The organism is Arthrobacter sp. B055-34 (assembly GCF_059090425.1).
The window spans coordinates 55178-72747 of sequence record NZ_JBNHFQ010000010.1; the positions used below are offsets into that span (position 1 = coordinate 55178).

Annotated in this window: 21 protein-coding genes; 3 read left to right on the plus strand and 18 right to left on the minus strand. The window is 65.3% G+C overall.

The window, feature by feature from the left end:
- The first annotated feature begins 92 nt into the window (after positions 1-92).
- Entirely contained in the window at positions 93-1166 is a 1074-nt protein-coding gene (gene disA / locus AC5RWO_RS17620) for a DNA integrity scanning diadenylate cyclase DisA (RefSeq protein ID WP_498732805.1), read from the plus strand.
- Positions 1167-1212: 46 nt separating this feature from the next.
- On the opposite strand, the gene AC5RWO_RS17625 is transcribed toward disA, so the two are convergent.
- Positions 1213-1878, minus strand: coding sequence for a hypothetical protein (locus AC5RWO_RS17625; RefSeq protein ID WP_498732806.1), 666 nt, complete (start codon positions 1876-1878; stop codon positions 1213-1215).
- A gap of 87 nt (positions 1879-1965) precedes the next feature.
- On the opposite strand from AC5RWO_RS17625, the gene AC5RWO_RS17630 reads away from it, so the two are divergent.
- Positions 1966-2934 carry an HhH-GPD family protein gene (locus AC5RWO_RS17630; RefSeq protein WP_498732807.1) on the plus strand — a complete coding sequence of 323 codons (969 nt, stop codon included), beginning with the start codon at positions 1966-1968 and terminating at the stop codon, positions 2932-2934.
- Between the two features lie 38 nt (positions 2935-2972).
- Positions 2973-3497, plus strand: a complete 525-nt coding sequence (locus AC5RWO_RS17635) for a hypothetical protein (protein WP_498732808.1) — start codon at positions 2973-2975, stop codon at positions 3495-3497.
- A 67-nt stretch (positions 3498-3564) separates the two neighbouring features.
- Here the strand turns inward: AC5RWO_RS17635 and AC5RWO_RS17640 are convergent, their stop codons facing one another.
- The 17 genes from AC5RWO_RS17640 to folE all read right to left on the minus strand — a co-directional run bounded on the left by AC5RWO_RS17640 (position 3565) and on the right by folE (position 17566).
- Entirely contained in the window at positions 3565-3750 is a 186-nt protein-coding gene (locus tag AC5RWO_RS17640) for a CsbD family protein (RefSeq protein ID WP_498732809.1), read from the minus strand.
- A 2-nt stretch (positions 3751-3752) separates the two neighbouring features.
- Positions 3753-4064: a hypothetical protein gene (locus AC5RWO_RS17645; protein ID WP_498732810.1), complete on the minus strand. Its 312-nt coding sequence runs from the start codon at positions 4062-4064 to the stop codon at positions 3753-3755.
- Between the two features lie 31 nt (positions 4065-4095).
- The gene (locus AC5RWO_RS17650; protein ID WP_498732811.1) at positions 4096-4605 is read right to left on the minus strand and encodes an amino-acid N-acetyltransferase; all 510 of its coding nucleotides are present in this window, start codon (positions 4603-4605) and stop codon (positions 4096-4098) included.
- Positions 4606-4688: 83 nt separating this feature from the next.
- Positions 4689-5294 (minus strand): nicotine blue oxidoreductase, encoded by a 606-nt coding sequence (nboR, locus tag AC5RWO_RS17655; RefSeq protein ID WP_498732812.1) that lies wholly within the window; start codon positions 5292-5294, stop codon positions 4689-4691.
- Between the two features lie 139 nt (positions 5295-5433).
- The gene (locus AC5RWO_RS17660) at positions 5434-7935 is read right to left on the minus strand and encodes an ATP-dependent Clp protease ATP-binding subunit (protein ID WP_498732813.1); all 2502 of its coding nucleotides are present in this window, start codon (positions 7933-7935) and stop codon (positions 5434-5436) included.
- 214 nt (positions 7936-8149) lie between these two features.
- Positions 8150-8479 carry a histone-like nucleoid-structuring protein Lsr2 gene (locus AC5RWO_RS17665; protein WP_498732814.1) on the minus strand — a complete coding sequence of 110 codons (330 nt, stop codon included), beginning with the start codon at positions 8477-8479 and terminating at the stop codon, positions 8150-8152.
- Positions 8480-9016: 537 nt separating this feature from the next.
- Positions 9017-9148, minus strand: coding sequence for a hypothetical protein (locus tag AC5RWO_RS17670; RefSeq protein WP_498732815.1), 132 nt, complete (start codon positions 9146-9148; stop codon positions 9017-9019).
- Positions 9149-9171: 23 nt separating this feature from the next.
- Positions 9172-10626 (minus strand): lysine--tRNA ligase, encoded by a 1455-nt coding sequence (lysS, locus tag AC5RWO_RS17675; RefSeq protein ID WP_498732927.1) that lies wholly within the window; start codon positions 10624-10626, stop codon positions 9172-9174.
- A 118-nt stretch (positions 10627-10744) separates the two neighbouring features.
- Positions 10745-11650: a pantoate--beta-alanine ligase gene (panC, locus tag AC5RWO_RS17680; protein WP_498732816.1), complete on the minus strand. Its 906-nt coding sequence runs from the start codon at positions 11648-11650 to the stop codon at positions 10745-10747.
- Positions 11647-12564 (minus strand): Rossmann-like and DUF2520 domain-containing protein, encoded by a 918-nt coding sequence (locus AC5RWO_RS17685; RefSeq protein WP_498732817.1) that lies wholly within the window; start codon positions 12562-12564, stop codon positions 11647-11649. Before AC5RWO_RS17685 ends, panC begins: the two co-directional genes overlap by 4 nt.
- Entirely contained in the window at positions 12551-14119 is a 1569-nt protein-coding gene (locus AC5RWO_RS17690) for a PH domain-containing protein (RefSeq protein WP_498732818.1), read from the minus strand. The genes AC5RWO_RS17685 and AC5RWO_RS17690 overlap by 14 nt, the downstream gene beginning before the upstream one ends.
- Positions 14116-14628 carry a PH domain-containing protein gene (locus AC5RWO_RS17695; protein ID WP_498732819.1) on the minus strand — a complete coding sequence of 171 codons (513 nt, stop codon included), beginning with the start codon at positions 14626-14628 and terminating at the stop codon, positions 14116-14118. Before AC5RWO_RS17695 ends, AC5RWO_RS17690 begins: the two co-directional genes overlap by 4 nt.
- On the minus strand, positions 14621-15118 hold the full coding sequence (locus tag AC5RWO_RS17700; protein WP_498732820.1) for a DUF3180 domain-containing protein: 498 nt from the start codon (positions 15116-15118) through the stop codon (positions 14621-14623). The genes AC5RWO_RS17695 and AC5RWO_RS17700 overlap by 8 nt, the downstream gene beginning before the upstream one ends.
- A 19-nt stretch (positions 15119-15137) precedes the next feature.
- Entirely contained in the window at positions 15138-15632 is a 495-nt protein-coding gene (gene folK, locus AC5RWO_RS17705) for a 2-amino-4-hydroxy-6-hydroxymethyldihydropteridine diphosphokinase (protein ID WP_139003848.1), read from the minus strand.
- Positions 15629-16018: a dihydroneopterin aldolase gene (gene folB, locus AC5RWO_RS17710; RefSeq protein WP_498732821.1), complete on the minus strand. Its 390-nt coding sequence runs from the start codon at positions 16016-16018 to the stop codon at positions 15629-15631. The genes folK and folB overlap by 4 nt, the downstream gene beginning before the upstream one ends.
- Before the next feature lie 5 nt (positions 16019-16023).
- Positions 16024-16929 (minus strand): dihydropteroate synthase, encoded by a 906-nt coding sequence (gene folP / locus AC5RWO_RS17715; protein WP_498732822.1) that lies wholly within the window; start codon positions 16927-16929, stop codon positions 16024-16026.
- A gap of 28 nt (positions 16930-16957) precedes the next feature.
- Complete coding sequence (folE, locus tag AC5RWO_RS17720; protein ID WP_498732823.1) at positions 16958-17566, minus strand: GTP cyclohydrolase I FolE; 609 nt, start codon at positions 17564-17566, stop codon at positions 16958-16960.
- Positions 17567-17570 lie beyond the last annotated feature (4 nt).

Sequence of the window (17570 nt, forward strand, 5' to 3'; positions counted from 1 at the left end):
TGCCTAATGGCTGTTTCCCGCAGCGTTTCCGGAACCGGAGGCCGCGGGCTCCCGCCCGACTGCACTGCGACCGACTGATCAAAGGAAACTTCATGGCTAAGAGCCCCGAGGACGCCTTGAAGGCTACCTTGGCACGTGTCGCTCCGGGCACTCAGCTGCGCGACGGACTGGAACGGATTCTCCGCGGTCGCACGGGCGCCCTGATCGTCCTCGGCTATGACAAGCAGGTGGAGTCGATCAGCAGCGGCGGGTTCGACATCGGCATCGGCTTCTCGCCCACAGGTCTGCGGGAGCTGGCCAAAATGGACGGGGCGATTGTCTGCGACCAGGACGCTACGAACATCATCAAAGCCGCCGTCCAGCTGGTTCCGGACCCGTCCATCCCCACGCAGGAATCGGGCACCCGGCACCGAACGGCCGAGCGGGTGGCCATCCAGACCGGGCTGCCGGTGATTTCGGTCAGCCAGTCCATGCAGATCATTGCCCTGTATGTCGACGGAATCCGGCATGTGCTCGAAGGTTCGGAGCCGGTGCTGGCCCGGGCCAACCAAGCCCTCGCCACGCTGGAACGCTACCGCGCCCGTCTGGACCAGGTGACCAGCTCGCTTTCGGCCCTGGAGATCGAGGCCATGGTCACGCTGCGGGACGTCGCCGTGACTTTGCAGCGTCAGGAAATGGTCCGGCGGATTTCGGAGGAAATCTCCCAGTACGTACTGGAACTCGGCGTCGACGGACGGCTGCTGTCCCTGCAACTCGATGAGCTCACCTCCGGGCTCGGCCCCGACAGCGAAATGATTCTGCGCGACTACGCCGAGGTCAAGGGCGGCATCGACGTCGAGCCTGCCCTGGAATCCCTGCGCACGTTCAGCTCCACCGACCTGATCGATCTGGGGCGGATTGCCAGCGTCCTGGGCTTCCAGCCCGGCGTGGACTCACTGGAAGCGGTTGTCCAGCCGCGCGGCTACCGGCTGCTCTCGGCGGTGAAGTCCGTTCCGCGGGCCGTGGCGGACCGCTTGGTGGACCACTTCGGTGGCCTGCAGAACCTGATGGCGGCAAACATCGATGACCTGATGGCCGTGGACGGAATCGGCGAGCAGCGCGCCCGCGTCATCCGCGAAGGACTCTCCCGAATCGCCGAGACCAGCCTCCTCGACCGCTTTATGTAGGAGCGGGACAGCCCCTTCGCCGCCGGGGCAAAAGGGCCTGCTTGGCTCATTGCAGGTCGAACACGATTTTGTCGCTGGTCCATGGTCCCAGTTTTGCCGTCAGGACATAGGTACCGGGCTGCGGATTGGCGTTGACTGCTTTACATCCCGGGGCGCTCCGGTTGCGCTCCCAGGTGAACTGCGCCCGTTCACTTTCGCCCGGCTCGATGGTCCGCATCAGTTCGCTGGTATCCACGGCGCAGTCCTTCGACGAGAAGATGCGGTCTTCACCGCTGGTCACCAGAAACTCCATGGCATCGGTGCCCACGTTGACCTCGCAAGCGGAGTCGCCCTTGTTAGCAACTTCGAGGATCAGGATCGGATTCTCACCGGCCGCATAGGCCGGGGCATCCGTGGATGCGGTCACGGAAATCTTGGACTCGTCGCAGGCTGCACTGGCCATCGGGCTGGGGGAAGCCGCCGGCGAGGACGTCACTGGAACGCTGCCGCCGCCGTCGTCGTTGTCCGCTACGGGCTGGCTCCCGCCGCCGAAGAGGCTGGCGATCCAGAATCCGACGGCAACGAGCAGGGCCAGAACGAGCAGGACTGCGATCAGAAGCGCCAGCCTGCGTCTGCGGTAGACGGCCGGGCTCGGCTTGCGGCCGGAAGGTGGGGTATTGCGGGTCGCCGAGGCACCGCTGCCGCGCGATGATCCCGTCCCTGTACCTGCCATACCTTAAGGCTAGAGACAGTTGCGCGGCCGGAGCGGTAACACCACGCCGAGGCAGTAAGGTATTGGTGGTCACAGACAAGGAATGCCATGCCCAACCACACGATCACGCACGCAAACCCGGCTCCGGCGCCAGATCAGACGCGGTATCTGCATGAACAGATCACGTCCTGGTTCGCCGACAATGCGCGCGAGCTGCCGTGGCGGGAGTCCCAGTGCAGCCCGTGGGGCATCATGGTCAGCGAATTCATGCTCCAGCAGACCCCCGTGGTCCGTGTGCTCCCGGTCTGGGAGCAGTGGATGCAGCGGTGGCCGACCCCTGCCGCGCTGGCGGCCGAACCTAGCGGCGAAGCTCTCCGCGCTTGGGGTCGGCTGGGTTATCCCCGTCGGGCGCTCCGATTGCACTCTGCCGCCGCAGCGATCGTGGACCGGCACGGTGGGCGGGTTCCGGACAGCCGGGAGGAACTCCTGCAGTTGCCGGGCATCGGCACCTATACCGCCGCCGCGATCGCTTCCTTCGCCTTCGAACGCCCGGAAACCGTGGTGGATACCAACATCCGCCGCGTCCACGCCCGCGCCGTCACGGGCAGCGCCCTGCCGGCACCGTCGCTGACGTCGGCGGAGATGAAGCTGGCGGCCGCGCTCATGCCCGGCCAGGAGACCAAGGCATGGAATGCCGCCGTGATGGAACTCGGAGCCTTGGTTTGCACTGCGCGCTCCCCCAAATGCGGCTCCTGCCCGGTACGGGAGCAGTGTGCCTGGGTAGCCGCCGGGCAACCCGAGCCGCATTATGTGCCCAAGGGACAGGCCTGGGCCGGTACGGACCGGCAAGTGCGCGGCGCCATGATGGCCGTGCTCCGCGAGGCGGAAACGCCGGTCCTGCGCGAGGTGCTGCTGGGCACGGTGGATCTTGTGGACCACGGCTCGGGGCATGCGGTCCACCTCACTAAGCTGCGTTCGCTCGGGGCCAGCGACGAGCAGCTGGCACGTTCGTTGGACGGGCTGCTCGCGGACGGACTCGCCGAAACAGCCGGCAGCGGCGTGCGGTTACCAAATTGAGGCTTGGCTGCAGCAGCTGCCGCTTCTAAGCTCGCAGTATGCGGCTGAACCGCCGGGAGGGAAGCTCCCTAACAACGACGGCGGTAGCCGCCTTGCTGGTACTGGTTACCGGTTGCGGTGCCTCCACCGGCTCTGAGGGCCACGCCTGTACGGAAATCGGGGCAGTGTCCGGAGTTGGCCTCACGGTTGGACAGGAGCTTGCCGACGACGTCCGCGGGGCGGAGATACAGGTTTGCTGGGACGGCACCTGCGAAAGGTTTCCGCTTGATCTGCACCCGGGCGAACGCGTGGTCGATCTGGGATGCGAGTCGGATCAACCGGACGCAGTTTGCTCGGCTACGTCCACGCCGGACGGCACGTTAACCGGCTTCGCACAGCTCGACTCGCTGCCTGCGGGCGAGGTCCAAGTCCTCGTCTACATGACCCGTCAGGATGGCACGCAGGTCGAAACGGACCCGCTTTCCGTTGCGACGGAAACAGTCTTTCCTAACGGCGAAGACTGCCCGGGCGAAGCGCAGCAGCTGGCGTTGACCCTTGACCCATCGGGACTGAGTGCAAAATAGATCTCCCCGGCGGGAAAGGGAAGGACATTTCGTCCTTCCCTTTCCGACCTGTGGGTGATCTCCAGATTCAGTGGTTCGGGTCGCCGTCCAGGCGGTCCTTCACGTCTTCGCCGACATCCTTGATTTTAGCTTCAGCCTGATCCAGCTGGCCTTCGGCCTGCAGATCCGGGTTATCCGTGGCGTCGCCGGCCTTTTCCTTGATCTTGCCGCTGGCTTCCTGTGCCTTGTTCTCGATCCTGTCGCCCAAACCCATGGCTACTGTCCTTCTTCCTGCTGGCCGCCGCCGAAGCGCTCCTGGGCACCGTCGACAGCTTCGTTTGCCTGGTCGCCGAAGCCGCCGAGCTTTTCGCCGTGCTGCTCCTGTGCGTTGTCTACTGCCTCGTTGGCGCGGCCTCCGAGGCCGCCACCCTGTTCGTCGCCGCCCTCATCATTTCCGAAGGCACCTTTGGCTGCGTTGGTGATGTCGTCAATACCCGTAGCGTTCTCACTTTCGATCGAGAGACAGACCGATCGGGAGATCGGCCCGTCCGCTTGCTGGTCATTCCCAACATCTTCACCGTGGCACATGCAGCTTTGGGCTGTCCATCCCTCGTGGCGGTTAGACCGCCCGAATCATCCGGGTATTTCCCAAAGTGTTCGGCTTGACCCGGGCCAGGTCCAGGAATTCGGCGACGCCTTCATCGTGCGAACGCAGCAGTTCCGAATAAACCTCGGGGTCAACTGCGGACTGGTCGGCCATGACCTCGAAGCCGTGCCGGGTAAAGAAGTCCACTTCGAAAGTCAGGCAGAAGACCCGGTTGACGCCCAGACTGACAGCCTCGGCCAGCAGGGCCTCGAGCAGCGCCCGTCCCACCCCGTGGCCACGCCAAGTCGATGAGGTGGCAAGAGTGCGCACTTCGGCAATGTCTTCCCACATCACGTGGAGTGCCCCGCAACCAATTACTTCGCCGTTGGAAGCCTCGGCGATCTTGAACTCCTGAATGCTCTCAAAATAGGCCACGGCTTCCTTCTCCAGCAGCACACGCTTGTCGGCCAGCGGCTTCACCAGACGGCGGATCTCGGCAACATCGGAGGTACGCGCCGGCCGGATCGTGAAGGATGCAGTCATGGTGCAAGTTTAGGGCCCGTTTCCGGTCGAACCTGCCGCCGGCCTGGCAAGCCGTCCATGCACCGCCCGGTCGGGCCGGGCTGTCATTCCAGACGGTAAAGGTCGGCGGCGGTGTCGACGTCGCCGCCGTCGGACTCATCCGAGCAGTCCACGAGATCGATCAGGTACGTATGGTCCTGCAGAAAGCCGCGGGCGCCGCTGTCGCCGCTCGCCGCTTCCGCAGCCTGCGCCATGAGCGCCGCATCGAACAGCACCGGATGGCCGCGTTGCAATTCGCCGTCCGTTCCCCGGTAGGCGGCCGCGGTGACACGGCCGGGCTTATGGCTGTCCAGCAGCCTCCTGACTATGGCAGACGTGAGGCCTGGCTGGTCCACCAGTACGGCCAGCATGTGGAATCCCGATGGCACCGCGGCTGCGCCGAGCCGGAAGGAGCTGCCCATGCCGCCGGACCAGTGGGGATTGTCCAGCACAAGGCAGCCGGACAAATCGGCTTGCCGGCGGACCTGATCGGCTCCTGCTCCGAGGACCACCACGATTTCAGTGCATCCGCCGTTCCACAGCACGGATGCCAGGTAGGAGACGAGCGGTTCCTGCCGGTATTCCAGCAGCGCCTTCGGCCCGTGGCCCAGCCGGGTGCCTGCTCCCGCGGCGAGCAGCACGGCGGCGGTCGGCTGGGAACGAGATGTCATGCCCTCACTATAGGCACCCGTCCGCACCCCAAAGCGGCATAGCTTGCCGCAACAGGGATTAACGCGACCGGCGGGCCCTGGAATGTCCAGGACCCGCCGGTTCGACGCGTTAGTAGCTTAGGAGCCCGTGCGGGCGGACCTACTGGGAGAGCGCCGGGGTGTCCGGCACTTCCTCGATCGCCTTGGGGGCGCCGGCGCTGGAGAAGACGAACTTCGCGTCCTCGCCTTCGCCTTCGACGTCCACTCGGATGAGCTCGCCGGGCATGATCTCGCCGAAGAGGATCTTCTCGGAGAGCTGGTCCTCGACCTCGCGCTGGATGGTGCGGCGCAACGGCCGCGCACCCATGGTCGGATCGTAGCCGCGGGTTGCCAGCAGAACCTTGGCCGCCGGCGTCAGCTCGATGGTCATGTTCTTCTCGGCCAGGCGCTTCTTTAGCCGCGTGATGAACAGGTCCACGATCTGCACGATCTCTTCCTGCGTCAGCTGCGGGAAGACCACGGTGTCGTCGACACGGTTGAGGAACTCTGGACGGAAGTGCTGCTTGAGCTCATCCTGGACCCGGGCCCGCATCCGCTCATAACCGGTCTTGGTATCCGTACCGGACTGGAAGCCGGTCATGACGCCCTTGGAGATGTCACGGGTACCGAGGTTGGTGGTCATGATGATGACGGTGTTCTTGAAGTCCACCACACGTCCCTGGCTGTCGGTCAGACGGCCGTCTTCCAGGATCTGCAGCAGCGAGTTGAACAAATCCGCGTGGGCCTTCTCCACCTCATCGAAAAGCACCACGGAGAACGGGCGGCGGCGGACCTTTTCGGTCAGCTGGCCGCCTTCTTCGTAGCCGACATAACCGGGAGGCGCACCGAAGAGCCTGGACACGGTGTGCTTCTCCGAGTATTCGGACATGTCCAGCGTGATCAGGGCGTCCTCTTCGCCGAAGAGGAACTCCGCCAGCGCCTTGGCCAGCTCCGTCTTACCGACACCGGTGGGACCGGCGAAGATGAACGAGCCGCTGGGACGGTTGGGATCCTTCAGGCCGGCGCGCGTACGGCGGATGGCCTGCGAGATCGACTTAATGGCTTCGTCCTGGCCGATGACCCGTTTGTGCAGCTCATCTTCCATGTGCATGAGCCGGCTGGACTCTTCTTCGGTCAGCTTGAAGACAGGGATGCCCGTGGAGTTGGCCAGAACCTCGGCAATCAGGTCCTCGTCAACCTCGGCGATCTCGTCCAGGTCACCGGACTTCCAGGCGCGTTCCTTGTCGGCACGCTCGTCCTGGAGCTTGCTTTCCTTGTCGCGCAGCGAGGCCGCACCTTCGAAGTCCTGCGCATCGATGGCAGATTCCTTCTGCTTCTTCAGCTGCGCAATGCGCTCATCGATTTCCTTCAGCTCCGGCGGAGCCGTCATACGGCGGATCCGCAGGCGGGCGCCGGCTTCATCGATCAGGTCGATGGCCTTGTCCGGGAGGAAGCGGTCCGAAACGTAGCGGTGGGACAAGTGGGCAGCAGCATCCAAGGCGCCGTCCGTGATGGACACGCGGTGGTGTGCCTCGTAGCGGTCGCGCAGACCCTTCAGGATCTGAATCGAATGCTCAACCGAGGGCTCATTGACCTGGATCGGCTGGAAGCGGCGTTCCAGTGCAGCATCCTTTTCGATGTGCTTGCGGTACTCATCGAGGGTGGTGGCACCGATGGTCTGCAGCTCCCCACGGGCCAGCATCGGCTTGAGGATCGAGGCTGCGTCGATCGCGCCTTCGGCGGCACCTGCACCAACGAGAGTGTGGATCTCATCGATGAACAGAATGATGTCCCCGCGGGTGCGGATTTCCTTCAGTACCTTCTTCAGGCGTTCTTCGAAATCACCGCGGTAGCGGGACCCGGCGACAAGCGAACCAAGGTCAAGGGTGTACAGCTGCTTGTCCTTGATGGTTTCCGGAACATCGCCGCGGACAATGGCTTGGGCCAGACCTTCGACGACGGCGGTCTTGCCGACACCGGGTTCACCGATCAGGACAGGGTTGTTCTTGGTGCGGCGGGAGAGGACCTGCATGACGCGTTCCATCTCATGCTCGCGCCCGATAACAGGGTCAAGCTTGGACTCGCGGGCAGCCTGGGTCAGGTTGCGGCCGAACTGGTCCAGCACCACGGATCCGGCCGGAGTGCCTTCCTGCTGCTGGCCGCCGGCGGAGACGGGCTCCTTGCCCTGGTAGCCGGAGAGCAGCTGGATGACCTGCTGGCGCACGCGGTTCAGGTCCGCGCCGAGCTTGACCAGAACCTGGGTGGCGACACCTTCACCCTCGCGGATGAGGCCGAGCAGGATGTGCTCGGTGCCGATGTAGTTGTGGCCCAGCTGCAGAGCTTCACGGAGGGAGAGCTCCAGCACTTTCTTGGCACGCGGGGTGAAGGGAATATGGCCGCTGGGAGCCTGCTGGCCCTGGCCGATAATCTCCTGCACCTGCTCACGCACCCCGTTGAGGGAGACACCGAGGAATTCCAGCGCCTTCGCGGCAACACCTTCACCCTCATGGATCAATCCAAGAAGGATATGTTCGGTACCAATGTAATTGTGGTTGAGCATGCGGGCTTCTTCTTGAGCCAGCACGACAACGCGACGGGCACGGTCGGTAAATCTCTCAAACATCTCGCACACTCCTAGCTACTGCGTACTTTGATGCTACGTGGCCGAAAGACGATTTTGGGGTCTGTTCGCCCAAGGGATAATGACCGGACGTAACGCAGATGCGAGGTAGGTCGCCCGCCGTATGAATAAAGGGCGGACACCGGGGTCCGCCCTTTATGGAAGAGTTATCAAAATCTACTTGCGCCGGCGCCCGTGATGCCGGCGGGCGGTACTGCTAGCCGCCGTGGGCCCGCCGGTAAGCCTCGAGGATCTCGGACTGCACGCGGCCGCGCTCACTGACGGTGTAACCGTTCTCCCGCGCCCAGGCCCGCACGGCCGACGCGTCCTGGCTGCGGCCTGCAGAAGCCGGCTTGACCTTTCCTGCGCGGGTGGGAACCTTTCTGGCCTTCTCAACATAAGTCTTCAACGCATCTCGCAGCGCTTCAGCATTCTTCGATGAAAGATCAATCTCGTAATTGATTGTATCCAGCGCAAAACGCACCGTTTCATCGGCACTGCCACCATCCAGGTCATCAACCAGAATGATTTTCACTTCCTGTGCCACAGGAGCTCCTCTATATTGAAGTTTTAGTAATCCCATCGGCTTCCCCAAAACCAATTTGATTATTGCCTATCAATGAATAGCTGGCAACACGGCAAGTTTCTGCTGTGCACTAAAGTGTCCCGCGATTATGCGAATGGCCATCGGAATGGAAGCTCTCACCATTTGAACGAATCCCGCTAATCCGCTTCCCGGAGGTATTCGAAGGCCGACAGGGATAGCCGCATAACAAGTATTATCGATGTTTATTTAGGATCCGGTCCGAACACGCCCGACAATTCTGGACTCCGCACGATCGGGCACCGAACAGAAGCAGCGGCAGCATTGCAGACGGTGGAGCGGAAGCGCGTGACCATACAGTCGGCGGCGGGACCTCATTACCGCTGCAAAATGATTAGCCCGGCGGCGAAGAATATCAGCGGCGGCACTGGTGAATATCGGTCCTGCCGCTCATCCATGATGGCAACACCGGGAGAAGAATTATGGCCAGGCCTGCGGTGAACCACGGGCCTGGCCATGTCTCCCAACTAGAGAGCGAAGCTAATTACTGTGCCCCTGCTGGTCGGCCTCGTACTCGGCTTGAGCCAGGGCTTCGCGCTCCCGGCGGTCAGCGTTGAACACGGCTTTCATAGCGAAGTAAAAAATCAGGCCGACGCCGGTTGACGGAGCCAATACCCACAAATATTCCAACATGATTATCCCAATTCAGGTTTCAAGAGCGGGAAGAGAATGGTCTCCCGGATTCCCGTCTGGGTGAAGAGCATGACCAGCCGGTCAATACCCAGGCCAATGCCGCCCATAGGCGGCGCTCCGTATTCCAGTGCACGGAGGAAGTCTTCGTCCAACTGCATCGCTTCATGATCCCCCGAGGCTGCCTTCCGCGACTGCTCGGTGAGCCGTTCACGCTGGACAACAGGGTCGATGAGCTCGGAGAAGGCGGTACCGCGCTCCATGCCGCCGATGATCAGGTCCCAGGCTTCAATGAGCCCGGGCTTGCTCCGGTGCGCACGAGCCAGGGGCTGGGCCGCCGGCGGATAGTCGTAGACGAAAGTCGGCTGAAGCAGCGTCGGCTCCACGATTTCACCGAAAAGTTCAATCACGATCTTTTCGGTGTCCCACTGGGGTTCCACCTTGACGCCGTGCTTTTCGGCGATGGCCCGCAAAGTACTGCCATGGGTTTCGGGCGTGATCTCCTCGCCCACGGCTTCGGAAAGTCCCGGGTAAACGCCCAGCCAGCGCCATTCACCGTTGAGATCAATGGTGCCGGCGTCGGTCTCGATGACGCGGCTGCCCACGGCGTCCGCTGCGTTCAGGATCATTTCCTTCATGCGCTCGGCCATCACGAACTGGTCGGCGTAGGCCTCGTAGCTTTCCAGCGTGGTGAATTCGGGGCTGTGCGTCGAATCCACGCCTTCATTGCGGAAGATGCGCCCGATCTCGAACACCCGGTCGATCCCGCCGACCACGGCGCGCTTCAGGAAGAGCTCCGTGGCGATACGAAGCGTCATGTTCTGGTCGAAGGCGTTCAGGTGCGTCTGGAACGGCCGGGCGGCCGCCCCGCCGTGGATGAGCTGGAGCATCGGGGTCTCCACCTCCACGTAGTCGCGGTTGTGCAGCGTTTCCCGGATGGAGCGGATGATCGCCGCTCGGGTGTAGACCATCTGGCGCGCTTCGTCGCGGACCATCAGGTCCACGTAGCGCTGGCGCACCCGTGTCTCTTCGTTCAGGCCGGCATGCAGCACGGGCAGCGGGCGCAGCGCCTTGGAGACCATCGACCACGATTCGGCCATGACCGAGAGTTCACCGCGCTTGGAGGAGATGACCTCGCCGCGCACAAACACGTGGTCGCCCAGATCCACCAGGGACTTCCAGCCGGCCAGCGCTTCCTCGCCGACGTTGGCCAGGCTGAGCATGGCCTGCAGCCGGGTGCCGTTGCCCTCCTGCAGTGTGGCGAAGCACAGCTTGCCCGTGTTGCGGACGAAGACCACACGGCCGGAGACGCCGACGGTTTCCCCGGTGGTCTCATCGGCCGCAAGGTGACCGTACTTCTCGCGGACCTCACTGAGAGTTTGGGTCCGGTCGACACCCACCGGATAGGGCTCCACACCGCTCTCGAGCAGTTTGGCGCGCTTGTCCATGCGCACGCGCATCTGCTCGGAGACGTCCGAAGGTTCCGGGGAAGGGGTGGGGGTTTTATGTGTGGTCACGGTAGTTAAGATTACCGGTTGCGCTCCGGTGGCTCCTATTCGAACTTCCCCGGCGCCCCGGCTAACCCAGGTCGACGTTGTCGATCAGCCGCACCGGGCCTACTGTGGCGGCGATCAGCGCCAGCGCTTCGCCGGTAAAGGGGGTGTCCTGGCAGTTGAAAGCCAGCGGCTCCAAGGTGACCGGATCGACCACCTCGAGGTAGTCCAGCTCCACCTGCCGGGCGGACATGATCATGGCCAGGGCACCCTCAATGTCCAGCGGCTCGTGCCGGTCGGCCTGCTCCTTCAGGTAGCGCAGGCTGCGCGACAGGACCAGGGCGGCCTCACGTTCCTCGGCGGAGAGGAAGCGGTTCCGGCTGGACAGCGCCAGCCCGTCCTCGTCCCGCACGATCGGCACCCCGACGATTTCGACCGGGAAATTCAGGTCCGCCGCCATCCGCCGGACCAGGGCCAGCTGCTGAGCGTCCTTCTTGCCGAAGTAGGCGCGGTAATCCGCCGGAATGGGGGGCATGCCGTAATGCAGCAGTTTCGCGACCACGGTCAGGGCGCCGTCGAAATGCCCGGGCCGTGAGGCGCCTTCGAGTTTCCCGCCCAACGGACCCGATGCCACCCGCACCATCGGTTCGCCGCCGGGATAGACCTCTTCCACGGCCGGCGCGAAAACGATGTCCACCCCGCAGGAACCCAGCAGGTCCAGGTCCGCGTCCAGCGTGCGCGGGTACCGCTCCAGGTCGGCCGCGTCGCCGAACTGCAGCGGGTTGACGAAGATGGTGGCAATAACGACGTCGTTCGCCTGGCGTGCAGCGATGGCCAGGGCGGCATGGCCGGCATGCAGGCCTCCCATTGTCGGGACCAGGCCCTGGCTCGTGTGGCCGGCATGGTGCTTGCCGGCCGCCTCGCGCAGCAGCTCCGCGCTGGCGGCGTTGAGCTCGGCGTACGTGGTGGCCAGCTGGGGGCGGTTGCTCACTGGGGGTCCTCCGGAGTGGAACGGGTACTGAGAATATCCAGGATTTCGGTGGCCTGGGCGTCTTTGAGCAGGCCGCGTTCGAACGCCCGCTTGGCCGTGGCGCGGGCCAGCTCCTCATACGCTTGCCGGATGTCGGTGCTGCCGTGCTCGAGTTCGTACGCCAGCAGCGCCTCGCGGTGGACCCGGACGGTGCCGGCATCGCCGCGGGCCACCGGTCCGGTCAGCGCGCCCTCGCCGGATGCCAGCGCGTTTTCCAGCGAGGCCCGCATCAGCGGACCCAGCAGCCGCTCCGGCTGGTCCGCACCGGCGGAGCTGAGCATTTGCGCGGCCTGCGCGGCAATGGTGACCAGGTGGTTCGAGGCATGCGCCAGGGCCGCGTGGTAAAGCGGCCGGTCCTGCTCCTCGATCACGATGGGCTCGGCGCCCATCTCGACCACCAGGGCCTGCGCAATGGGAAGCACCGTGCGCGGTGCCGTCACGCCGAAGGCACAGTCCGTGAGCCGGGTCAGGTCCAGGCTCATGCCGGTGAAGGTCATGGCCGGATGGATGGCCAGGCCGATGGCCCCTTTGGCCTGAGCAGGCGCGAGCACGTTCACGCCGTGCCGGCCGGAGGTATGCGCCACCAGCTGGCCCGGTTGCCAGGCACCGGTCTCGGCTAGGCCCGCCACCAGTTCCGGCAGGGCATCGTCCGGCACGGCCAGCAGCACCAGTTCGGCCCGCTCGATAATCTCGGGGATCTCCAGCACCGGCACACCGGGCAGCAGTATTTCGGCCCGCTCCCGGCTGGCCTCGGACACGGCGGAGACACCGACAACGGCGTGCTGGGCCGCGCGCAGGGCCGCCCCCAGCACGGCTCCCACCTTGCCGGCACCGATCACACCGATCCCTAGCCTGCCCGGTCTAACGCTGTTCATCCTCGGCCTTTCCATTCTCGTAGCCGGCGGTTCCCCCGGCAGGCGCGGGCGTGCCGGCCTCTTCCTGCTTCGGCACGCTCTCCTGCCGGCGTTCCAGCCAGCGCTCCGGCACACTGTGCCGCCGGGCCGCCGCGGCGCGCGCGGACTGTTCGTTGAACAGGCGTCGGGCCACCTCGATGTCCATCTGGTAGACCACCGGGCTGACCGGCCCCACCGTGGTCTGCAGCTGCAGGTCCGCCACCCGCAGCTTCCGTGCCACCGGCCCCTGGTGCAGGGCCATCGACTGGGTGCGCTCGTGCGGGACCACGGCCAGGCTCCGCACGAACCGGCCGGAACGCGCCAGCAAGGCTGTTTCCGTCACGGCGAAGCCGTTGCGCCGCCAGGTGAGGAGGGACAGCCACCGCACCCGCGCCGGGGAGGTGACGAAGCCGCCGTCGTTGTTCTGCCCCACCAGCCCGGCGGTAAAGACGCCGAACGGGTCCTCGGTGCCGGGGTCCGGGAGCACCAGGGCCAGCATCTGCATGACCTCGTCTCGGGTGCCGACCGGGAGCAGGGTGGTGCGCGCGCCGGAGTTCTCCGCGCTCACGCCGTAGCCGGCCACGTTGATCTTGATCCGGTACCAGTCCTTGGTCCGCCAGAGCAGCGGCTGGGACACCGCCACGGCCTGCACGCGCCCGGGCGGCACGGTCTGGGCCCGCGTCTCGAGCAGCCCGTAGCGCAGCCGGATGCCGTCCGGCGATACGGCCGCGCGGAAGTTGTACGCGGTGCTGAAAACGCTCCAGTAGCCGGCGGCGACAGCGATCATGCCGGGCACCAGCGCCGACAGCAGGACCGGCAGGCCGCCCCAGTCGGCCACGTAGCCCACCGCTGCGGCCACGCCAATAACAACGACGACGACGACCAGCGCCACCGTTGCGCCCGAAAGCACCGTGGCGCCGACGACCCGCTGCGGAGTCAGCTGGACGATGGGGTGTTCCGGGGCTTCGGGCGCCTCGTCCGGGTGCTCGGGGTCCAGCTCGGCGCCGGAGGCCCGGGCCAGAATGGTCGCCCGCAGTTGCTGGGCCGAGGCCAGCGGCAGGTAGGCCAACCGCACTGCGGACTCGCCGGCGTCGGCCACCTCGAACTTCAGCTCGGCGAGCCCGAAGATCCGGCCCAGCAGCGGCTGGATGACGTCGATCGCCTGGACCCGGTCCAGCCTGGCCTGGCGGTGCTGACGGAACAGGATGCCGGAATTGACCCGGACGTGTTCCTCGGTGACCTGGTAGCGGGTGAACCACCAGGACAGCACGAAGGCGCCCACCAGCAGCAGCACCACAACCAGCAGTACGACGACGGCCCAGATGCCCCGGCCCTCGGTCAGGAACCACAGGGGCTCGCCGCGGAACATCGCTTCGAACCAGTCGCGGCCGAAGAAGTAGGCGATAGCGGCCAGGGCGATCCAGCCCCGGACAAACGGGGAAACGGGGTGGACGCGGTGCCAGCTTTCCGCGCGGTCCGGAGTCAGCGGCACCTCGCGCGAGGGGGAAACCGGGCCGTTGCCCTCCGGGGTAGTCACAGCCCGGCCAGCCTTGCCTGCCCGCGCGCGGAAAGCTGTTCGCGCAGCCGTGCGGCTTCCTCTGCCGGGAGTCCGGGAATGGAGGCGTTGGTCTGCGGGGAGGCGGTGTGCAGTTTGACCGAGGCCAGCTTGAAGGCGCGCTCCAGCGGGCCGACCGCCACGTCGACGTACTGCATGCGGCCGTAGGGAACCACCATGAGGCGCTGGAAGAAGATGCCCTGCCGGATCAGCAGGTCCTCGTCCCGCTCCGCGTAGCCGATCGCCTTGACCTGGCGCGGAATGAGCAGGCCGATCCAAACCTGGATGACCAGTGTGCCGCCGGCCAGCAGCCAGGCGAGCCAGGCAGGGAAGTCGGGCCAGACGCCGGTGAGCAGCAGGATGAGCGGGATGCTGAGGATGGCCAGGGTGATCAGCGCGGACACGGCCCAGCCGATCAGCCGCACCGTGACGTACTTCGGCGCCACCCGGATCCAGCTGATCTCCGGCGGATCGATCGGCTCGCTACGCATACTCCCCCTCGCCCTCGGCCGTACCGTCTTCGCGTTCGGCCGATTCCGGATCCTCGGGCGGGAGCTTGCAGAACCGTTCCACCATCAGACCAATAATGACCATGACCAGGCCACCGCCCATCATAGCCAGCACCTGCAGCAGGATGGGCCCGGCCGGCCGGTAGGACAACAGCACGAGCTGGTCAACCAGAATGCCGGCATGCCAGCCGAGCAGCAGGGCGCCGGCGTAGGCGCAGGCCTGGGCGAAGACGAGGGTGCGGGCGGCCAGGATCGGGTCCAGCGGTTTCTCGCGCTTGCCGTTGCGCCAGCTGCGCACCCGCAGGCCGAGCACCAAGATGAAGACCACGACGGCGCCCATGGTGGCCAGCGAGCTCAGGTGCAGCACGGGCACCGGCAGGCCGCCGCGCGCGGTCACGAGGTTGGCCAGCCAGCCCAGCACACCGGTGACGACGGCGATGGCCGCCAGCCAGCTGTACTTGATGGTCCTCACGATGCCGCGCCCATCCGGCTCAGTGCCCTGGTTCGAAAGGCGCCAGGCCGTCCAGGTCCCCCGCGGCTTCGGCCAGTTCGCCGACCGGGACGCCGTTGAGGGTTGCGTGCGAGTCCATCCAGGCCCAGGGCTGCAGCACGAAGGCCCGCTCATGGGCGCGCGGGTGCGGGACGGTCAAGGCCTCGTCGTCGAGCTTGAGGTCGCCGTAGGTAATGATGTCCACGTCCAGGGTCCGCGGCCCCCAGCGCACCTCGCGGGTCCGGTGGTGCTTGTTTTCCACGCTCTGGCAGTGTTCCAGCAGCCGATAGGGCTCCAGGTCCGTCTCCACCTCGATCACCATGTTCAGGTAGTCCGGCTGGTTCTCGGGACCGCCTACCGACTTGGTCTGCACCACCGGCGACACCGCGCAGAGGCGGACGTTGGGGGTGTCCACCAGATCCGCGACGGCGTGGGAGAGCGTATCGCTGCGTTCGCCGAGATTGCTGCCAAGGGCCAAAACCGCGCGTACACTCATGAATTCTCCCGGTAGATAGTGATGGTGACGTCGCCGAACGGCACTTCGATGGGCGCCTGGGGCTTGTGGACCGTCACCTCCACGGCGGCAATGCTGAAGGTGGCCAGAACGTAGCCTGCGACCCGCTCCGCGAGGGTCTCGATCAGGTTCACCGGCTCGCCCGTGATGATCTCTCTGACGCCCTCGGCCAGTTCGCCGTAGTGCGCGGTCAGGGTCAGGTCATCGACGGCGGCTGCGGCACGGATGTCCGTGTGCAGGGCGACGTCGATGGTGAAGGGCTGGCCGTCCCGGCGTTCATGGTCGAACACTCCGTGGTAGCCGACGGCGGTGATGCCGGAGAGCTTGATGACGTCCGCGCGGCCGGACCCGGCTGTGCCCGTCTGCACCGGCTCTACCCGGCCCAGGCTGCGGCGACCTTGACCGCGTCCAGGCTGGCACCGGAATCGTGCACGCGCACGCCCCAGGCACCGTTGGCTACGGCCAGGGCGCTGATGGCCAGCGTGGCGTGGTCGCGCTCAGCCGGCGCGGCAACCTTGCCGGCAGAGGAGAGCAGGGTGCCAAGGAAGCGCTTGCGGGATGCTCCGACGAGGACCTTGTGGCCGAGCTTGGTGAACTCCGGCAGCCCGCGCAGCAGCGCCCAGTTGTGCTCGGCGTTCTTGGAGAAGCCCAGTCCCGGGTCGAGGATGATCTGGTCTTCGGCCACGCCGGCGGCCACAAACTTGTCCCGCAACTCGGCTAGTTCGGCCACGACCTCGGCCACAACGTCGTCGTAGTTGGCGGTGGGATCCGCGTTGCGCGCGTCGCCGCGGCGGTGCATCAGTACGTAGGGAACCTTGCGTTCGGCAATCAGTGCCGGCATTTCCGGGCTGAAGGTCATGCCGGAGACGTCATTGATGATGCCCGCGCCGGCGTCGATCGCCTTCGCCGCGGTATCCACGTGCATGGTGTCCACACTGATCAGGGCACCGGCCTTCGCCAGCGCCTCGATGACAGGCAGGATGCGGGCCTGCTCCTCCTCGGGGGTGATGGACTCGGCACCCGGACGGGTGGATTCCCCGCCGACATCGATGATGTCCGCCCCGCCGTAGAACAGTTTCAGTCCCTCGGCAATGGCCTTGTCCGGGGAGACGAACTTGCCGCCGTCGCTGAAGGAATCCGGAGTGACGTTCAGGATCGCCATCACCACGCCGCGGTCGGTGGGCAGATCCGAGAACTTTCGGGGCGCGCGCACCTTGCGTACAACGGGCAGCGGGGAGGTTGCGGGCCCGGTTCCGGGCACTGCTGCGAGTGAATCCATAAATGTCTACCGTTTCTGCTTGTTTCGCTTAGCGTCCGATGATCAGGCTCATGGCCTCTGCCCTGGTGGCAGTTTCCCTGAGCTGACCGCGGACTGCGGACGTTACCGTCTTTGCGCCCGGCTTGCGGACACCGCGCATGGACATGCACATGTGCTCGCACTCGACGACGACGATGGCACCCTTGGGCTCGAGATGCTCCATGAGGGCATCAACAATCTGCGTGGTGAGCCGTTCCTGGACCTGCGGGCGGCGGGCGAAGACCTCCACCAGCCGGGCCAGTTTGCTCAGCCCCGTCACCTTACCGTCATGGGAAGGAATGTAGCCAATATGGGCGGTGCCATGGAACGGAACCAGGTGGTGTTCACAGGTGGAGTAGAACGGAATGTCCTTGACCAGCACCATTTCTTCATGATCAATATCGAAGGTGGTGGCCAGCAGGTCCGCCGGGTCCTGGTGCAGGCCGGCGAAGACTTCGGCGTAGGACTTGGCCACCCGCCGCGGGGTCTCCACCAGCCCCTCGCGGTCAGGGTCTTCGCCCACCGCAATCAGGATTTCGCGCACTGCGCGCTCGATCCGGGGCAGGTCTATCGAGCTGTCGATTTCCAGCTCGGCGATTACATCGTCGTATTCGGTCACGTCT